We start from the raw sequence: 16,017 nt of genomic DNA, 5'->3' as shown, positions 1-16,017 counted from the left end.
TCCTTATTCCGATAGTTCACGTTTACGTAAGAACAGCACGACGCTGGCGACGATACCCACCGCCACGACGACACCAATAATGCCAAGCGACATCAGCTCCGAGATTGACCAGCCAAACATGTTGCCCACGGACAGCGCGGAGATTTGCGCGTTTTCACCGGCAAAACTAAAGCCGCCCTTAAGCGCCATGTCGGTGAAATACGGGGCAAACTGCGTGGCAATCAACAGGACGGTGACCATGACAATCACGCCGCTGATCAAGGTACGAATCAGGTCGCCGCGATGGATCACCGTCGCCATACAGATAAAGAACGGTGCGACGGGCAGATCGGCAAGCGGCAGCACTTTGTTGCCGGGTAAGATGCTGGCCAGAATCAGCATGATGGGGATCAGCAGCAGACCAACGGCAATCGTGGTGGGATGGCCCAGCGTGACGGCGGTATCCAGACCGATATACACCTCGCGCCCCTTGAAATATTTCTGGAAAAATTTCCGTGCGCCGTCGGAGATGGGGAGCAACCCTTCAACAATCAGGCGGATCATGCGCGGGAACAGCACCATAATCGCCGCGACGGTAATCATCAGGCTGGCGCATCCTTTAAAACCTTCACCTGCAGCGAGGCCAAAGATCAGGCCAAGCACGACGCCGATAATGACCGGATCGCCCACCATCCCGTAGCGTTTCTGGATCTCCTGGGCATCGATGTTGCGTCCCTTCATGAACGGGATTTTTTCGTAGATAGCATCCAGCAGAACGAACAGCGGCACGGAACTCGAACCATAACCTTGCGGGATCGAGATCCCCTCCAGACCGACAATGCTTTGCACGCGTTTTGCCGTCCAGTCGGCCATTTTTAGCGACAGCGCCGCGTGGCAAATGGCCCCCAGCACGCCATAAATCAGGCTACCGGTCATTAACTGGACCACGGTGCCGGTAATGGCGTAGTGCCAGTAGTTATAGATATCGACGTTCATGGTTTTGGTCAGACGAGTGACCAGCATCGCGACGTTGAGCAGAAAAATGATCGGGATAATCATTGCGCCAATGGCGGTGGCGTACCCGACGCCGGAAGCCGGCCCTGCGCCGACGTCAAACACATGCAGGGTCAGGCCGAAGCGTTCAATCATCACTTTGATGGGCGGGCTGAGGCTGTCGATCGCCATCACGATCACCAGTCCCATCCCGACAAAACCAATCCCTACCGTCACCCCGGCCTTGATCGCCTGCAGCCAGGGAATACGGAAGATCAACCCAATCACAATCATGATGATGGGGACAAAAACAGTACCGCCGAGAGACAGGATGTAGTCAAACATAGTGCCTCCTTGTTATTGCGTTAACAGTGCCTTGATTTCTTGTTTTAAGGCGTCGTCGTTAATTCCCGTTAGCAGGGCCGCGCCGTTTAACGTGGGAACACCGTAATCGTTGTTGGTGCGCATGGAGGTCACAATCAGGTCCATGCCGTTACAGTTCAGCGGGATCTCATTAAGACAGCACTGGGCGGTGCTTGCCGCAATGCCTTGCTCGGCAAGGAACTCCTGCAACTTGTGTGCAATCATGGTTGACGTCGACATGCCGGTACCGCATGCCACAAGGATCTTTTTCATAATGGATTTGCCTCTTGTGTAGTGCCTGAATCAGGCTCAACGGGAAAGTGCTCGGCTGGCAGGCCAGCCAGGGCGGTCAATAAGCGAATGCAGTCAGTCAAATCACGCAGACTGGCGACTTCCGCCGGAGAATGGGTATAACGACAAGGGATGGAAAGGCTGGCGCAGGGAATGCCGTCCTGCTCAACCTGGATATAACCGGTTTCGGTGATGACGCCAGGCGCCACTTCGCGCTGCACGGGAATATGGTGCGCAAGAGCCGTTTGCTCGAGCATCTGGATCAGCCGTGGTGGTGTAATTAATCCCGCCAGCGTGCCACGACCGTGGTAGTTCAGACAGGTGATGCCAACGCCCTGATTGACGCGAACCTCTGAGTAGTCCTGCAGATCCGGCGTATCGCAGGACGGCGTGATATCAATACCGATTGCAAGATCTGGTTTAACGCGACGTAAAACCGGGACAATGCCGCGGATGTTGAACTCTTCCTGCACCGAGGCCACCAGATACACCGCGATATCCAGCGACGCCGCACCGATGGCATCCGCGACGCCCAGTAGCGCGGTACATCCCAGACGATCGTCCAGCGCTTTGCTACACACCAGGTCGTTCGCCAGCAGTTGCGGCGGGTTATACAGCGTAACCGGTGTGCCAACCTGAATGCCCATCCGCTGGGCGTCGGCTTTATCTTTCGCGCCAATATCAATCCACAGTTTATCGACGGAAGGCGACTGCGTGCGTTCATCCCCCTTTGCGAAGTGGTACGCCTTAATGCCGATGCATCCCATCACCGGGCCGTTATCCCCGGCAAGCGTGACCATCGAGCCGGACATGGTGACCTGCGCCGGGCCGCCCACGCGTTCGAAGCGCAAAAAACCCGACGGCTCAATTTTGCGCACCATAAAGCCGACTTCATCCATATGGGCAAACATCATCAGGCGCAAGGCGTTTGGGTTATCACTGCCGTAGCGGGCGACGACATTTCCTAAGCGATCGCGCCAGACCTCTTTTGCCTGACGTGTAAATTCGCGTAGCATGACCTCAGCGACGCTGTTTTCATGCCCAGAAACCGCATTGAGATGCAAAAGCGAGAACAGTGTTTCCTGCACAGAAAATGACATAAGGATCTCCGTAGACGATAAAACAATCACTCGTTGAGCGTTTTATAGGCGCTGGCTGGGCGAATAATTGTGAGCTGCTTCACGTGGAAATAGCGAAAGCTGAGGAAATAAAAAATAATGTGAGGTGAGTGGAATAAAAACGCTCAATGCTGATGAAAGTCTGAACGTGGGAGGAAGGAACGGGTGAGTGAAATTATTGAGATCGATGACACGCTGCAGCTACGGGCGGTTGAAGAATGTCACGTTACCGGGCTGTATCAACTGGTATGTAAAAACAAGGCCTGGCTAATGCAGTTCTTTGACTGGCCGCAGTACGTCAATACGGAAGAGGATACGCGCAAAACGGTGCAGGGTAATATGATGCTGCATCAGCGGGACTACGCCAAAATGTTCCTTATTTTTGCCGGCGAGAAGATGCTGGGCGTGCTGTCGTTCAATCAGATTGAGCCGTTGAACAAAGCGGCCTATATCGGTTACTGGATAGACGAAACGCAGCAGGGGAAAGGGATCCTGTCGCGGGCGTTGCAGGCATTTATTCACCACTATGCCGGGCGCGGCGAAATCCGTCGCTTTGTGATCAAATGCCGGGTAAAGAACCAGGCAAGCAATCAGGTTGCGCAGCGTAATGGCTTTGAACTGGAAGGCTGCCTGAAACAGGCAGAGTTTCTGAACGGGCACTATGACGATGTTAACCTGTATGCTCGCATCATTGATTCGACGCTACAGTGAGCCAATCAGCGGCGTGCGGGTGATATGCTGATCGCCGTTGAACACTTTCGGCCCGCGCAGGTGAATGGCGTCGTCTGTGGCGGCTTCCACGGTGGTATGTCCCCGGATATCAACGTGATTTTCAATCAGCACCTCACCAAGAATGCGCGCATCGCCTTCAATCAGGATATGATCGTCGAGTAAAATGGGACCGCCGCACAACACGGCGTTTCCGCCCACCAGAACGTGATGTTTAAGGACACAGTTACCTTCAATCCGCGCTTGTTCCGCCACCTGTGAACTGTAGCGTAGCGTGGGGATCGCATCGTCTCCCGTTCCGGCGATCACCTGCGCCCGTCCGTACACTTTCGCGCAATCGCAAATCCAGACGTCGTTTTCGTCATTTCCTTCAATCAGCGCCTCTTCAAAGACCTCTGCCCGATGCTCAATAAAGGCGTAACTGACGATGGCATCGCCATAGATTTGTGCCTGATGGACAATGCGTGAATGGCTGACCGTGGCGCGGTCATAGATTTGCAGGATCTGATCGCGCTCGATGGTCAGCCCGCGTGCCGCGATGATTTCCGATTGCTGCAAAATTCGCGCATCGCCAAAGAGGTGGCAATCGCCACGGACCGTGGATGACTGAATAGTGACGTTGTCACTTATTCTGGCGCCGTGACTGAGTTCAGCGCGGTCAATCCAGACATTATCGCTAATGTGAACGTTGTCGCGCAGAAGACAGGGTTGTGTGATACGCGCATTGCCCGAAATCGTACAGCCGGAAAAGGCCAGCGTATTTTCGTCGTAAATCCAGCAGTGTCCGGCGTGGTCCAGCACGCTTTCATCATCAATCCAGCCGCCGGCGTCACCGGCTTTCACATCATTAAAGTCAATGAGTGCAATAATCTGGCGTAGTAATACGCTCATTTTATTGCCATTATCCTGGTAGCTGAACGCGCGCGGTTCGTCGCTGAGTCGGTATTTACGCATGAAGGCATTCCGTTTAGTGGCTTACTCTAACCGTAGCAAATTCTGCGGCACTGGCTAAAACGGATGAAATTCCATAAAATGCATTTCAAATATACTTTATAAAATAAACAAAATGAGTAACAGCAAGCATAGCGATCGTGTTCTGAACCTTCCCGCCGGCTACTTTGGCATGGTGCTGGGAACGATTGGAATGGGGTTTGCCTGGCGTTATGCCAGCCAAATCTGGCCTGTCAGCCACTGGTTTGGTGATGGTCTGGTGATTCTGGCGATGATGATATGGGGGCTGCTGACGCTGGCGTTTATCACGCGTCTGATTCGTTTCCCGCACAGCGTGATTGCTGAGATTCGCCATCCGGTGATGAGCAGTTTTGTCAGCCTGTTTCCGGCCACCACAATGCTGGTGGCGATGGGTTTTGTACCGTGGTGTCGTCCGCTGGCGATGGGGTTGTTCAGCGTCGGGGTGGTTATTCAACTGGTTTACGCCGCGTGGCAGACCGCCGGGCTGTGGCGCGGCTCGCATCCGCAAGAGGCGACGACGCCCGGACTGTATTTACCGACGGTCGCCAACAACTTTATCAGTGCGATGGCCTGCGGCGCGTTAGGCTATACCGATGCCGGACTGGTCTTTTTAGGCGCCGGCGTCTTTTCCTGGCTGAGCCTGGAACCGGTTATTCTACAACGTCTGCGCAGTGCCGGGGAATTACCCACTGCCATGCGGACTTCGCTGGGGATCCAGCTTGCGCCTGCGCTGGTGGCCTGTAGCGCCTGGCTGAGCGTCAACGGCGGCGAGAGCGACACGCTGGCGAAAATGCTGTTTGGCTACGGCCTGCTGCAACTGCTGTTTATGCTCCGCCTGATGCCCTGGTATTTGTCGCAGCCGTTTAACGCCTCATTCTGGAGTTTCTCGTTCGGCGTGTCGGCGCTGGCGACCACCGGATTACATCTTGGTCACGCCAGCCCGTCGGGCTTTTTTCACACGCTGGCGCTGCCGCTATTCATCTTTACCAATGTTATCATTGCATTATTGCTGGTACGCACGTTCGCGCTGCTGATGCAGGGAAAACTGCTCATTCGCACAGAGCGCGCGGCATTACTGAAATCTGAGGATAAAAAATGACCCTTCGTGACGAAAATTACTTCACTGAAAAATACGACTTAACCCGCACCCACTCGGAAGTGCTGGAGGCGATGAAGGTCGTTAAACCGGGAAAAACGCTGGATTTGGGCTGTGGCAATGGGCGTAACAGTCTCTATCTGGCGGCGAAGGGCTTTGACGTGACCGCGTGGGATAAAAATCCGATGAGCATTGCCAACGTCGAGCGAATTAAGGCGGCAGAAGGGCTGGACAATCTCCAGGCCAACGTGGTGGATCTCAACGCGCTAACGTTTGAGGGCGAATATGATTTTATTCTCTCCACCGTGGTGATGATGTTCCTCGAAGCCAAAACGATTCCGGGTTTAATCGAGAATATGCAGCGCTGCACTAAACCTGGCGGTTATAACCTGATTGTTGCCGCCATGGATACCGCTGATTTTCCGTGCACCGTGGGTTTTCCCTTTGCGTTTAAAGAAGGAGAACTTCGTCGTTATTACGAAGGCTGGGATTTACTGAAATATAATGAAGATGTTGGTGAATTGCATCGTACTGACGCCAACGGTAACCGAATTAAACTGCGCTTTGCCACGCTGCTGGCACGTAAAACAGCCTAAGTCGATGTTCCGCTAACCCCCTCTGCGCCCAGCATTTTTCTTAAAAATGGGCGCTCTGAAAAAATTGTGCTTTGGTTACCATTTTTAATCCAACGCAGATGATTTCCCTTTGCTACTATTTCAACTGCATATCTGCATATTCTAAGGGATCGTTTCATGCGTACTCATACTTTATTTAAAGTTGCAGTGCTTACTGGTTTACTGGCGTTATCTGGCTGTGCCTCAAAAGTGACGCAGCCTGATAAATACTCGGGTTTTTTAAAAGACTACTCAGGTCTTAAGGAAACAAAATCTGCTACGGGGCATCCGGTATTGCGTTGGGTTGATCCCAACTTTAGTGATACCAAATATGACAACATCGTCTGGAACCCAATAACCTATTATCCGGTCCCGAAACCTTCCACACAGGTTGGACAGAATGTGCTGGATCAGTTGTTAAACTACACCAACACAAAGATGAAGACCTCTATTGGTCAACGTAAACCGCTGGTGACCACGCCGGGACCGCGTAGCCTGATCTTCCGCGGGGCGATCACCGGGGTGGATACCAGCAAAGAAGGGCTGCAGTTCTATGAAGTGGTGCCTGTGGCGTTGGTGGTTGCCGGTACCCAAATGGCAACCGGTCACCGCACGATGGACACCCATCTCTACTTTGAAGGCGAGTTAATTGATGCGGCGACCAATAAGCCGGTGATTAAAGTCGTGCGTCAGGGTGAAGGCAAAGATCTGAATAACCAGAATACGCCGATGGCATTTGAGACGCTGAAACAAGTGGTTGATGACATGGCGACGGATGCCACCATGTTTGATGTAAACCAGAAATAATCGTGACGCGCCATCGTTTGATGGCGCGTTTCTTTATGCTGTCCGGCGGCGCAACAGCGCCGGTGGACGGGCAAACATCACCAGGTTTCCCACCAGAATCAGAAGCAGTCCCGCTACCGCATTCACCTGCCAGCTATAACCTTCATAAACCGTAGAAAATGACAGCGCAACCAGCGGAAAGAGCAATGTGCTGTACGCGGCATTACTCGCGCCAATTCTTCCTACCAGCGTAAAGTAGGCACCGAAGGCGATGACCGATCCGAATACTGCCAGATACAGCAGGGCGCCGATGTAGCTGAAGGTCCATTGCGGAGTGAAGTTATCCCCGCGCAGAAGGGCAATCGTTGCAATCAGCAGCGTGCCGTACAGCATGGCCCAACTGTTAGTAGTCATCACTTCCAGACCTTTTTTCTGATGGCGCAGGCTGATCATATTTCCCAGAGAGAAACCAAATGTCCCCAGCGCGCTCAGACCAATCCCCAGCAGCAGCGATCCGCTAAATCCGCTGTTCATCAGATCCTGCCAGAAGAGGGTGACGATACCCGTCAGTCCCAGCGCGGCGGCGCAGTAAAACCGCAGCGGAGGTTTTTGCCCAAAGAAGAAGAAGCTATTCACCGCGTTAAACAGCACCGCCATGGAAAAGATAACTGATTCCAGTCCGGTATTGATCCAGGCGGCCGCCGTGTAAAAACACCAGAAGTTAAAGCAAAAAACGCAACTGCCTTGCAGCAGACAAAACAGATGGTCACGTAACGACAGCGTTCGTAACTTTCCACGAATCTGCATAATCAACATCATCAACGCCGTCGCCACCGCAAAACGCCAGAAAATCGAGACGGGTGCGGCAACCGGACCTTGCTGTAAATAAATGGCGATCCATGTGGTACCCCAGATCACCACGACCAGACAATATAATAGTGCGTTCATTATTTTCTCCCTTCATACCTAATAATTCACTGTCGCAGATTGCACGGGCGACGCGCTTTCATCGGCTTGCGGGATACTTGCAAAATCTTGCGCTTTTTTCCGTCGGACGGGTGGTAACCGCAATGACCTGCGATAGACTGAATGCCTGAATAACAGTGTTTATGTGGTGGTATGACCCGGTCCTACGATGCCTTTGAAAAGTTGAGTCAGCACAATGCCGTGTTACACGAGTCGGTCGAGCTGCGCTCGGGCGTTCAGTTAGCTGCATGGTCGAATAAGCGCGATACCATCACGCAGTATTGCGATCATCACACGCTCAGTCTGTATGTGGCAGATGGCTACGAGAGCTATCAAAAAACGGCCTCAGGCTGGAAAAATGGGGGCGGCCCGGACCGGTTTTGCCTGTTGCCAAAAGAGAGTGAATCTACCTGGGATATCCGCGACGACCTCTCGTTCGTGCATCTTTACTGCACTGACGCGCATTTGCGTGAAGTCGGGGAAAAAGTCTGGGATAAAAGCCCTTACCGTTTTACGCTGGATGAACGGACGTTTGGCAACGATCCAGGGATTACAGCGGTTTACCGCCAGTTTTTACTGGGCAACGACTGGCACCAGCCTGCGAATCACCTGACGCTCAGCGCCGCGTCGTCATTGCTGATGACCCATCTTATTCAGCACTACAGCAACGTGCAGTGGCGATTGCCGACGGTAACGGGTGGACTCGCGCCGGTGACGCTGCGTAATGTGCTGGCTTATATCGACGCCCATCTGGCAGAACCACTGACGCTAGCCGATCTGGCGCATGAAGCTGCGCTGAGCGAATTTCATTTCGCCAGAATGTTCCGCCAGTCGATGAAAATGGCACCGCATCAGTACGTGATGCAGCGCCGGATGGCAGTGGCAAAGCAACTGGTCTGTCACTCACAGCGTCCGTTAACGGAGATTGCGCTGGCCTGCGGATTCAGTTCGCCAAGTCACTTCAGTAACCGTTTCAAGCAGGTGACCGGGAAGACGCCATCGCAGCTACGCGCGTCGCGCCAGCCTTAAGACGGTGTAACAGATCCCGCCCGCGATCAGCCCCCAGAACGCCGAACCAATTCCGTACAGCGTCAGCCCGCTGGCGGTGACCAGAAACGTCACCACGGCGGCATCACGTTCGTTTTCATGACTCAACGCCTGATACAGGCTACCCGAAATCGTCCCCAGCAGTGCCAGTCCTGCCAGCATCTGAATACCGCTCGTCGGCAGCGCCGCCATCACCCCGGTAATCGAACTGCCGAAAATACCGGCCAACAGATAGAACACGCCGGCGGCAGCGGCGGCCAGCCAGCGTTTTGCTGCATCTGGATGGGCCTCCGGACTCTGGCAAATCGCCGCGGTGATAGCGGCAATGCAGATGGAATAAACGCCGAAAGGAGATAACAGCAGCGCCAGTAATCCGGTGACAATGATCAGGGGCGAGACGGGGACATCGTAACCCGCAGCTTTCATGGTCGCCACACCGGGCGCATTCTGCGACGCCATCGTCACCAGAAAGAGCGGTACGGCAATCCCCAGACTGTGGGCCAGCGAAAACTGAGGGGCAATAAATGTGGGCAACACCGGGGTCATCGCTAACGAAGAGGTGGCAATGTCACCTTCAAATAACGCAATGGCCGCACCTGCAATCAGCGCCGCAATCACCGCATAGCGCGGTGTAATACGCTTCAGAATCAACCACGCCAACAACATGCCGCCACAAAGCAGAAACTGATCATTGAGACTGGCAAATGCCTGCAGGCCAAAGCGGAGCAAAATCCCGGCCAGCATGGCTGCCGCCAGCGAATGGGGGATGACCTGCATCAGGCGGGCGAATAATCCGGTCACGCCGCACAACACGATCAGCGCGTTGGCGATGATGAACACGCCAATCGCCTCCGGCAGCGTCAGTCCCTGGAGTCCAGTCACCAACAGCGCCGCACCGGGTGTTGACCATGCCGTCAATACAGGCGCACGATACCAGAGCGTCAGGATCAACGTACTGATCCCCATCGCGAGGCCCAGAGCGCTCATCCAGCCGGCAATTTGCGCGGTACTGGCACCCGCCGCCACGGCGGCCTGCCAGATGATGGCCGCTGAACTGGCATAGCCGACCAGTACGGCGACAAAGCCAGAAAGCAGCGTGGGTAAGGGGAGGGAAAATGAACGCATAGGCATTCCTTGTGCGTTATAACGGTCATTTAATCTAGCATCTGGGCGTTATAACGTACAAGTGGTAAGCTGATGTTTTGGGAGGATATCAATGGACAACCTGACACACTATCTGGCGAACACCTTGAAAACATTGCGCAAACAGCGTGAGTGGAGTTTATCGCGCCTGGCCGAGGCCACCGGTGTGTCAAAAGCGATGCTCGGGCAAATTGAGCGCAACGAGTCCAGTCCCACGGTGGCGACGTTATGGAAGATTGCTACCGGGCTGAATGTCCCGTTCTCTACTTTTATTTCGCCGCCGGAATCTGAGCCGTTGCCGACGTTTGATCCGCAAGAGCAGGCGATGGTCGTGACGCCGTTGTTCCCGTGGGATCCGGTGCTGTGTTTTGATCACTTTTCAATTTTGCTGGCACCCGGTGCGCTCAGCGAATCCACGCCGCACGAAGCGGGCGTGATTGAACATGTGGTGGTAATCGCAGGCGATCTGGAGATGTGCATTGACCAGCAATGGCGCGTCATCAGGGCCGGAGAAGGCATTCGTTTTGCCGGCGATAGCGCCCATGCTTATCGCAACAGCAGCGAACAGACCGTGCACTTTCATTCGCTCATCCATTACCCGCGCAGTTAAGCGGGAAAACTATTTCGCAAAGCGGCGCTTCTGACTACAATAGCCGCCATTTTGCTGCTACTGGATAAAAACAACGCTATGCGCCCGTCTCCACATCGCCTTGAATTGTTAAGCCCGGCACGTGATACCGCCATCGCCCGCGAAGCCATTTTACATGGTGCGGACGCCGTCTATATCGGTGGTCCCGGTTTTGGGGCGCGTCATAATGCCAGCAATAGCCTGCAAGATATCGCGGAGCTGGTGCCGTTCGCCCATCGCTATGGCGCAAAAATCTTTGTCACGCTGAACACGATCCTTCACGACGATGAACTGGAACCCGCACAGCGACTGATTACCGATCTCTACCAGACCGGCGTGGATGCGTTGATTGTGCAGGACATGGGGATTCTGGAACTCGACATTCCGCCGATCGAACTGCATGCCAGTACCCAATGCGATATTCGCAGCGTGGAGAAAGCCAAATTTCTCGCTGACGTGGGGTTCACGCAGATCGTGCTGGCGCGTGAACTGAGCCTTGAGCAGATTCAGGCCATTCATCAGGCGACCGATGCCACCATCGAATTTTTTGTCCACGGGGCGCTGTGCGTGGCGTATTCCGGGCAATGTTATATCTCGCATGCGCAAACGGGGCGTAGCGCCAACCGTGGCGACTGCTCACAGGCGTGCCGTCTGCCATATACCCTGAAGGACGATCAGGGGCGGGTGGTGTCGTATGAAAAACACCTGCTGTCGATGAAAGATAACGATCAGACCGCTAACCTTGGCGCGCTGATCGACGCCGGTGTGCGTTCCTTCAAGATTGAAGGGCGTTACAAAGACATGAGCTACGTGAAGAACATTACCGCGCACTATCGGCAGATGCTGGATGCCATCATTGAGGATCGCGGTGACCTGGCGCGGGCTTCAGCCGGACGCACGGAACATTTCTTTACCCCATCAACGGACAAAACCTTTCATCGCGGCAGCACCGACTACTTTGTGAATGCGCGCAAAGGGGATATCGGCGCCTTTGATTCGCCAAAGTTTATCGGCCTGCCGGTCGGTGAAGTGCTCAACGTGGCGAAAGATCACCTCGACGTTGAGGTCAGCGAGCCGCTGGCGAACGGCGATGGCCTTAATGTCCTGATCAAACGCGATGTTGTCGGCTTTCGTGCCAATACGGTGGAAAAAACCGGACAAAATCGCTATCGCGTCTGGCCGAACGAAATGCCTGCCGAACTGCATAAATTGCGTCCACACCATCCGCTGAACCGCAATCTTGACCATAACTGGCAGCAGGCGTTAACCAAAACCTCGAGCGAGCGTCGGGTGGCGGTGGATATTGAGTTGGGCGGTTGGCGGGAACAACTGATCCTGAAGCTGACCAGCGAAGAGGGCGTCAGTATCACCCATACGCTGGATGGACAGTTTGATGAGGCCAACAACGCGGAAAAAGCGCTGAACGGACTGAAGGACGGACTGGCAAAACTGGGGCAGACAATCTATTACGCCCGCGATATCGCAGTGAATTTGCCCGGCGCGCTGTTTGTGCCGAACAGCCTGCTTAATGCGTTCCGCCGGGAAGCGATAGAGATGCTGGATGCCGCGCGCCTTGCGAGCTACCAGCGCGGCGTTCGCAAGCCGGTGTCCGAGCCTGCGCCGGTTTATCCGCAATCACACCTGAGTTTTCTGGCCAACGTATACAACCATAAGGCGCGGGCGTTTTACCATCGTTATGGCGTGCAGTTGATTGATGCGGCCTATGAAGCGCATGAAGAAAAGGGCGAGGTGCCGGTGATGATCACCAAACACTGCCTGCGCTTTGCCTTTAATCTGTGTCCGAAGCAGGCGAAAGGCAATATCAAAAGCTGGAAGGCGACGCCGATGCAACTGGTGAACGGCGATGAGGTGCTAACGCTTAAATTTGACTGCCGTCCGTGCGAAATGCATGTGATTGGTAAAATCAAAAATCACATTCTGAAGATGCCGCTGCCTGGCAGCGTGGTGGCTTCCGTCAGCCCGGAAGAGCTGATGAAAACGCTGCCGAAGCGTAAAGGCTAACAAAGCTGCCGGATACGCATAGCGCTATCCGGCGCCCCATTAATGTGATTTAAATCCTGCCGCCGTCATGATCAGGCGAAAGAACATCCCTACGGCGGCCAGCGCCAGCACGCTGCCGCCCCACAAAATGACCAGCCACATCAGGCGTTTCCAGACAGAGTGTTGCATCAGTGATACCCCTCGCCATGTTGAACTTTGCCGCGAAACACGTAATAACTCCAGAAGGTGTAAACCAGAATAACAGGGATGATCAGTAACGCACCGACCAGCATGAAACCCTGACTCTGCGCGGGTGCGGCTGCCTGCCAGAGCGTAATGGATGGCGGAATGATATGCGGCCAGATGCTGATCCCGAGTCCGCTAAAGCCGAGGAAAATCAGCCCGAGAGTCAACACAAAGGGCAGCGCGTGGCGGTGCGGTTGATGAAGCGTTCGCCATAGCCAGATGCTAATCACCGCAACCAGTAGCGGAACCGGCAGCAGGAACCACAGATTCGGCAGGCCAAACCAGCGTTCCGCTATCACCGGGTGTGCCATCGGCGTCCACAGGCTGATCATCGCAATCACCAGCAGCATCAACAGCAGTAACTTTTTCGCCACGGCTCGCATTTTATCCTGCAACGGATTTTCACTTTTCATTACCAGCCAGGTGGCGCCCAACAGGGCGTAAGTGACCACCAGTCCCGCGCCGCAGAACAGGGTGAAAGGGGTGAGCCAGTCAAACGGCCCGCCGCTGAAACGACGCCCGGTGACGGCAAAACCATTGATCACCGCACCCACCACCACGCCCTGAGTGAACGTCGCGAGAATCGAACCGCAGAGAAAAGCTTTATCCCAGAACGGGCGATGCGCTGGCGTGGCTTTGAAGCGAAATTCAAAGGCGACACCGCGAAAAATCAGCCCGATAAGCATCAGCGTCAGCGGGATCGTCAGGGCGTCAATAATCACCGCATAGGCCAGCGGAAACGCGCCAAATAATCCCGCTCCGCCGAGGACCAGCCAGGTTTCATTACCGTCCCAGACCGGAGCGACGCTGTTAACCATCACATCGCGATCGTCAGCGTCGCGAATGGCAGGAAACAAAATGCCAATACCCAAATCGAATCCATCCATCACGATGTACATCAGCGTGGCGAAAACGATGATAACGAACCAGATTACCGATAAATCAATACCCATTAGCGGTGTGCCTCATGTTGAGAATCGAGGACGGCAGCAGACAGTGGTCTGGCAGGCGTGCCGGTAGGCGGCGTCGGGGAAATCGTGTCCAGCGGTCCTTTGCGGATGAGGCGGATCATGTAGCTGTAGCCCACGCCGAAGACGGCGCTATAGACGACAAAGAACGCCAGCAGAGAAATACTCATGTGCAGGTCGCCGTGAGCGGAGACCGCATCCGCCGTGCGTTGTAACCCGTAGACGACCCACGGCTGGCGGCCCACCTCCGTCGTGACCCAGCCGGCCAGAATGGCTATCAATCCTGACGGTCCCATCCATAAAGCAAAGCGCAGGAACGCTCGCGAGGTATAAAGACGCTGCCGGTAGCGTAACCACAGAGCGCAAACACCTAGCAGGATCATGAGCATACCCAGCCCCGCCATAATACGAAACGACCAGAAGACCATCGTCGAATTGGGGCGATCCTCTTTCGCAAACTCTTTAAGCGCCGGGACCTGTTTATCCAGGCTGTGAGTCAGGATCAGGCTACCCAGCGCCGGGATCGCCAGACCATAGCGGGTTCGTTCCTGTTCCATATCCGGCCAGCCGAACAGCAGCAGCGGCGTCGATTCTCCTGGCGGATTTTCCCAGTGGCCTTCAATGGCGGCAATTTTGGCTGGCTGGTGTTTGAGGGTATTCAGACCGTGCATGTCGCCAATGAGCGCCTGTAACGGTGCGACAATCAGCGTCATCCACAGCGCCATCGAAAACATGGCGCGAATAGCGGGCGTCGCGTTGCCACGCAGTAAATGCCAGGCCGCAGAGGCCCCAATAAATAACGCGCTACTGAGAAACGCCGCCACCGACATATGCAATAAGCGATAAGGGAACGACGGGTTGAAAATGACGGCGAACCAATCCACCGGCACGACCTGGCCGTTGACAATCTCATAGCCCTGCGGCGTCTGCATCCAGCTGTTGGAGGCGAGGATCCAGAAGGTGGAAATAATCGTGCCCAGAGCGACCATACAGGTGGAGAAAAAGTGTAATCCGGGGCCAACCTTGTTCCAGCCAAACAGCATCACACCGAGGAACCCGGCTTCGAGGAAGAAGGCGGTGAGCACCTCATAGGTCAGTAATGGCCCAGTGATACTGCCAGCGAACTCGGAAAACCCGCTCCAGTTGGTGCCAAACTGATAGGCCATCACCAGGCCAGACACCACGCCCATGCCAAAGTTAACGGCGAAAATTTTTGACCAGAACTGATATAGCGAGCGCCAGACAGGATTTTTGCTTTTCAGCCAAAGACCTTCCAGCACCGCAAGATAGCTGGCAAGACCAATAGTGATCGCCGGAAAAATAATGTGGAAGGAAACCGTAAAGGCGAACTGGATCCTTGCCAGATGAAACGCATCAAGACCAGACATGCATTGCTCCGCACTAAAAATTGATTCAGCGCAATTCTAGGCCGGTAAGGGTTTCAGTGGCAGAAACAGAACGGTTCTATTTAACCATAACAGTTGCGTGAATGTTACAAATTGCATCTGTTGATATAAATTTTGGAATCTGCCTTCCCGAATTGATATGAGCGGCTCTACACGACGGGCATTTTTCTGTATTTCCCTTTTATCAGGCGAGAAAAGTAAGCATAAATGTTTACTTTCCCGTTCGTCTCGTTCCTGCGCCAGAAGGTGGCTATGTGGTTTCGTTTCCGGATATTCCGGAAGCGCTCAATCAGGGTGAGACCCGCCAGCAATCCCTTGATACCGCTCTGGAAGCGTTAGTCACCGCTTTTGAATTCTATTTCGAAGATAGCCAGTCGGTCCCGTTACCTTCGCCGGTGAAGGAAGGTGACGACTTTGTTGAGGTCCCGCTCAGCGTCGCGTCAAAAGTCCTTTTGCTCAACGCTTTCCTGGCGTCAAAAATCAGCCAGCAGGAGCTGGCGAAACGCATTGGCAGACCGAAACAGGAAATTACCCGCCTGTTCGACTTACGACACGCAACAAAAATTGATGCGGTGCAGACGGCGGCGCGCGCGCTCGGCAAAGAACTGTCGCTTACGCTGTCGTAAACCATAACAGTTCTTAGGATGTTGAGTATTTAATTCACTGATATA

General features: G+C 54.3%; 17 protein-coding genes. 8 read left to right on the top strand and 9 right to left on the bottom strand.

The annotated features are described in order from the left end of the window. Positions 1–3: 3 nt before the first annotated feature. From sgcC to ACQ0PY_RS12145, 3 genes are read right to left on the bottom strand one after another with little or no spacing between them, the layout of a single operon-like run. The gene (gene sgcC, locus ACQ0PY_RS12155) at positions 4–1,317 is read right to left on the bottom strand and encodes a PTS sugar transporter subunit IIC SgcC (RefSeq protein WP_043000630.1); all 1,314 of its coding nucleotides are present in this window, start codon (positions 1,315–1,317) and stop codon (positions 4–6) included. 12 nt (positions 1,318–1,329) lie between these two features. Further along, the gene (gene sgcB, locus ACQ0PY_RS12150) at positions 1,330–1,608 is read right to left on the bottom strand and encodes a PTS sugar transporter subunit IIB SgcB (RefSeq protein WP_086512595.1); all 279 of its coding nucleotides are present in this window, start codon (positions 1,606–1,608) and stop codon (positions 1,330–1,332) included. Continuing rightward, positions 1,605–2,726 carry a M42 family metallopeptidase gene (locus ACQ0PY_RS12145; RefSeq protein ID WP_058588104.1) on the bottom strand — a complete coding sequence of 374 codons (1,122 nt, stop codon included), beginning with the start codon at positions 2,724–2,726 and terminating at the stop codon, positions 1,605–1,607. The genes sgcB and ACQ0PY_RS12145 overlap by 4 nt, the downstream gene beginning before the upstream one ends. Positions 2,727–2,909: 183 nt before the next feature. Between ACQ0PY_RS12145 and rimL the strand changes: the two genes are divergently transcribed. Continuing rightward, positions 2,910–3,455, top strand: coding sequence for a 50S ribosomal protein L7/L12-serine acetyltransferase (rimL, locus tag ACQ0PY_RS12140; RefSeq protein WP_043000633.1), 546 nt, complete (start codon positions 2,910–2,912; stop codon positions 3,453–3,455). On the opposite strand, the gene ydcK is transcribed toward rimL, so the two are convergent. Then, entirely contained in the window at positions 3,447–4,427 is a 981-nt protein-coding gene (gene ydcK / locus ACQ0PY_RS12135) for a YdcK family protein (protein WP_109740257.1), read from the bottom strand. The two genes, rimL and ydcK, sit on opposite strands and share 9 nt — an antisense overlap. Before the next feature lie 112 nt (positions 4,428–4,539). Between ydcK and tehA the strand changes: the two genes are divergently transcribed. The 3 genes from tehA (at position 4,540) to ACQ0PY_RS12120 (ending at position 6,962) form a co-directional block, all read left to right on the top strand. After that, a complete protein-coding gene (gene tehA, locus ACQ0PY_RS12130) occupies positions 4,540–5,544 on the top strand; it encodes a dicarboxylate transporter/tellurite-resistance protein TehA (RefSeq protein ID WP_044257870.1) in 1,005 nt (334 codons plus the stop codon). Then, entirely contained in the window at positions 5,541–6,137 is a 597-nt protein-coding gene (tehB, locus tag ACQ0PY_RS12125; protein ID WP_044257871.1) for a tellurite resistance methyltransferase TehB, read from the top strand. Before tehA ends, tehB begins: the two co-directional genes overlap by 4 nt. 156 nt (positions 6,138–6,293) lie before the next feature. Continuing rightward, positions 6,294–6,962 carry a DUF3313 domain-containing protein gene (locus ACQ0PY_RS12120; protein WP_043000637.1) on the top strand — a complete coding sequence of 223 codons (669 nt, stop codon included), beginning with the start codon at positions 6,294–6,296 and terminating at the stop codon, positions 6,960–6,962. A gap of 33 nt (positions 6,963–6,995) precedes the next feature. Here ACQ0PY_RS12120 and ACQ0PY_RS12115 read toward each other — a convergent pair whose 3' ends face one another. Continuing rightward, complete coding sequence (locus tag ACQ0PY_RS12115) at positions 6,996–7,889, bottom strand: DMT family transporter (RefSeq protein ID WP_044267098.1); 894 nt, start codon at positions 7,887–7,889, stop codon at positions 6,996–6,998. A 171-nt stretch (positions 7,890–8,060) separates the two neighbouring features. Here ACQ0PY_RS12115 and ACQ0PY_RS12110 point away from each other — a divergent pair, with 171 nt between their 5' ends. Continuing rightward, on the top strand, positions 8,061–8,936 hold the full coding sequence (locus ACQ0PY_RS12110) for a helix-turn-helix domain-containing protein (protein WP_043000639.1): 876 nt from the start codon (positions 8,061–8,063) through the stop codon (positions 8,934–8,936). Here ACQ0PY_RS12110 and ACQ0PY_RS12105 read toward each other — a convergent pair. Beyond that, positions 8,913–10,079, bottom strand: coding sequence for a benzoate/H(+) symporter BenE family transporter (locus ACQ0PY_RS12105; RefSeq protein WP_109740255.1), 1,167 nt, complete (start codon positions 10,077–10,079; stop codon positions 8,913–8,915). The two genes, ACQ0PY_RS12110 and ACQ0PY_RS12105, sit on opposite strands and share 24 nt — an antisense overlap. A 91-nt stretch (positions 10,080–10,170) precedes the next feature. Between ACQ0PY_RS12105 and ACQ0PY_RS12100 the strand changes: the two genes are divergently transcribed. Beyond that, entirely contained in the window at positions 10,171–10,707 is a 537-nt protein-coding gene (locus ACQ0PY_RS12100; protein ID WP_043000641.1) for a helix-turn-helix domain-containing protein, read from the top strand. A 78-nt stretch (positions 10,708–10,785) separates the two neighbouring features. Further along, a complete protein-coding gene (locus ACQ0PY_RS12095) occupies positions 10,786–12,747 on the top strand; it encodes a peptidase U32 family protein (RefSeq protein ID WP_109740254.1) in 1,962 nt (653 codons plus the stop codon). Positions 12,748–12,786: 39 nt separating this feature from the next. On the opposite strand, the gene ACQ0PY_RS12090 is transcribed toward ACQ0PY_RS12095, so the two are convergent. Genes ACQ0PY_RS12090 through ACQ0PY_RS12080 form a run of 3 tightly spaced genes read right to left on the bottom strand, consistent with a single transcriptional unit; the run spans position 12,787 to position 15,328 of the window. Then, complete coding sequence (locus ACQ0PY_RS12090) at positions 12,787–12,915, bottom strand: DUF2474 domain-containing protein (RefSeq protein WP_071888398.1); 129 nt, start codon at positions 12,913–12,915, stop codon at positions 12,787–12,789. After that, the gene (cydB, locus tag ACQ0PY_RS12085; protein ID WP_109740253.1) at positions 12,915–13,925 is read right to left on the bottom strand and encodes a cytochrome d ubiquinol oxidase subunit II; all 1,011 of its coding nucleotides are present in this window, start codon (positions 13,923–13,925) and stop codon (positions 12,915–12,917) included. Before cydB ends, ACQ0PY_RS12090 begins: the two co-directional genes overlap by 1 nt. After that, positions 13,925–15,328 carry a cytochrome ubiquinol oxidase subunit I gene (locus tag ACQ0PY_RS12080; protein ID WP_109740252.1) on the bottom strand — a complete coding sequence of 468 codons (1,404 nt, stop codon included), beginning with the start codon at positions 15,326–15,328 and terminating at the stop codon, positions 13,925–13,927. Before ACQ0PY_RS12080 ends, cydB begins: the two co-directional genes overlap by 1 nt. A 221-nt stretch (positions 15,329–15,549) precedes the next feature. Here ACQ0PY_RS12080 and ACQ0PY_RS12075 point away from each other — a divergent pair, with 221 nt between their 5' ends. After that, entirely contained in the window at positions 15,550–15,972 is a 423-nt protein-coding gene (locus tag ACQ0PY_RS12075; protein WP_044267093.1) for a type II toxin-antitoxin system HicB family antitoxin, read from the top strand. Positions 15,973–16,017 lie beyond the last annotated feature (45 nt).

Source organism: Citrobacter sp. LST-B2, assembly GCF_057983045.1.
Note: the sequence above shows the minus strand (reverse complement) of the source record. Positions and strands in the feature narration are given on the sequence as shown.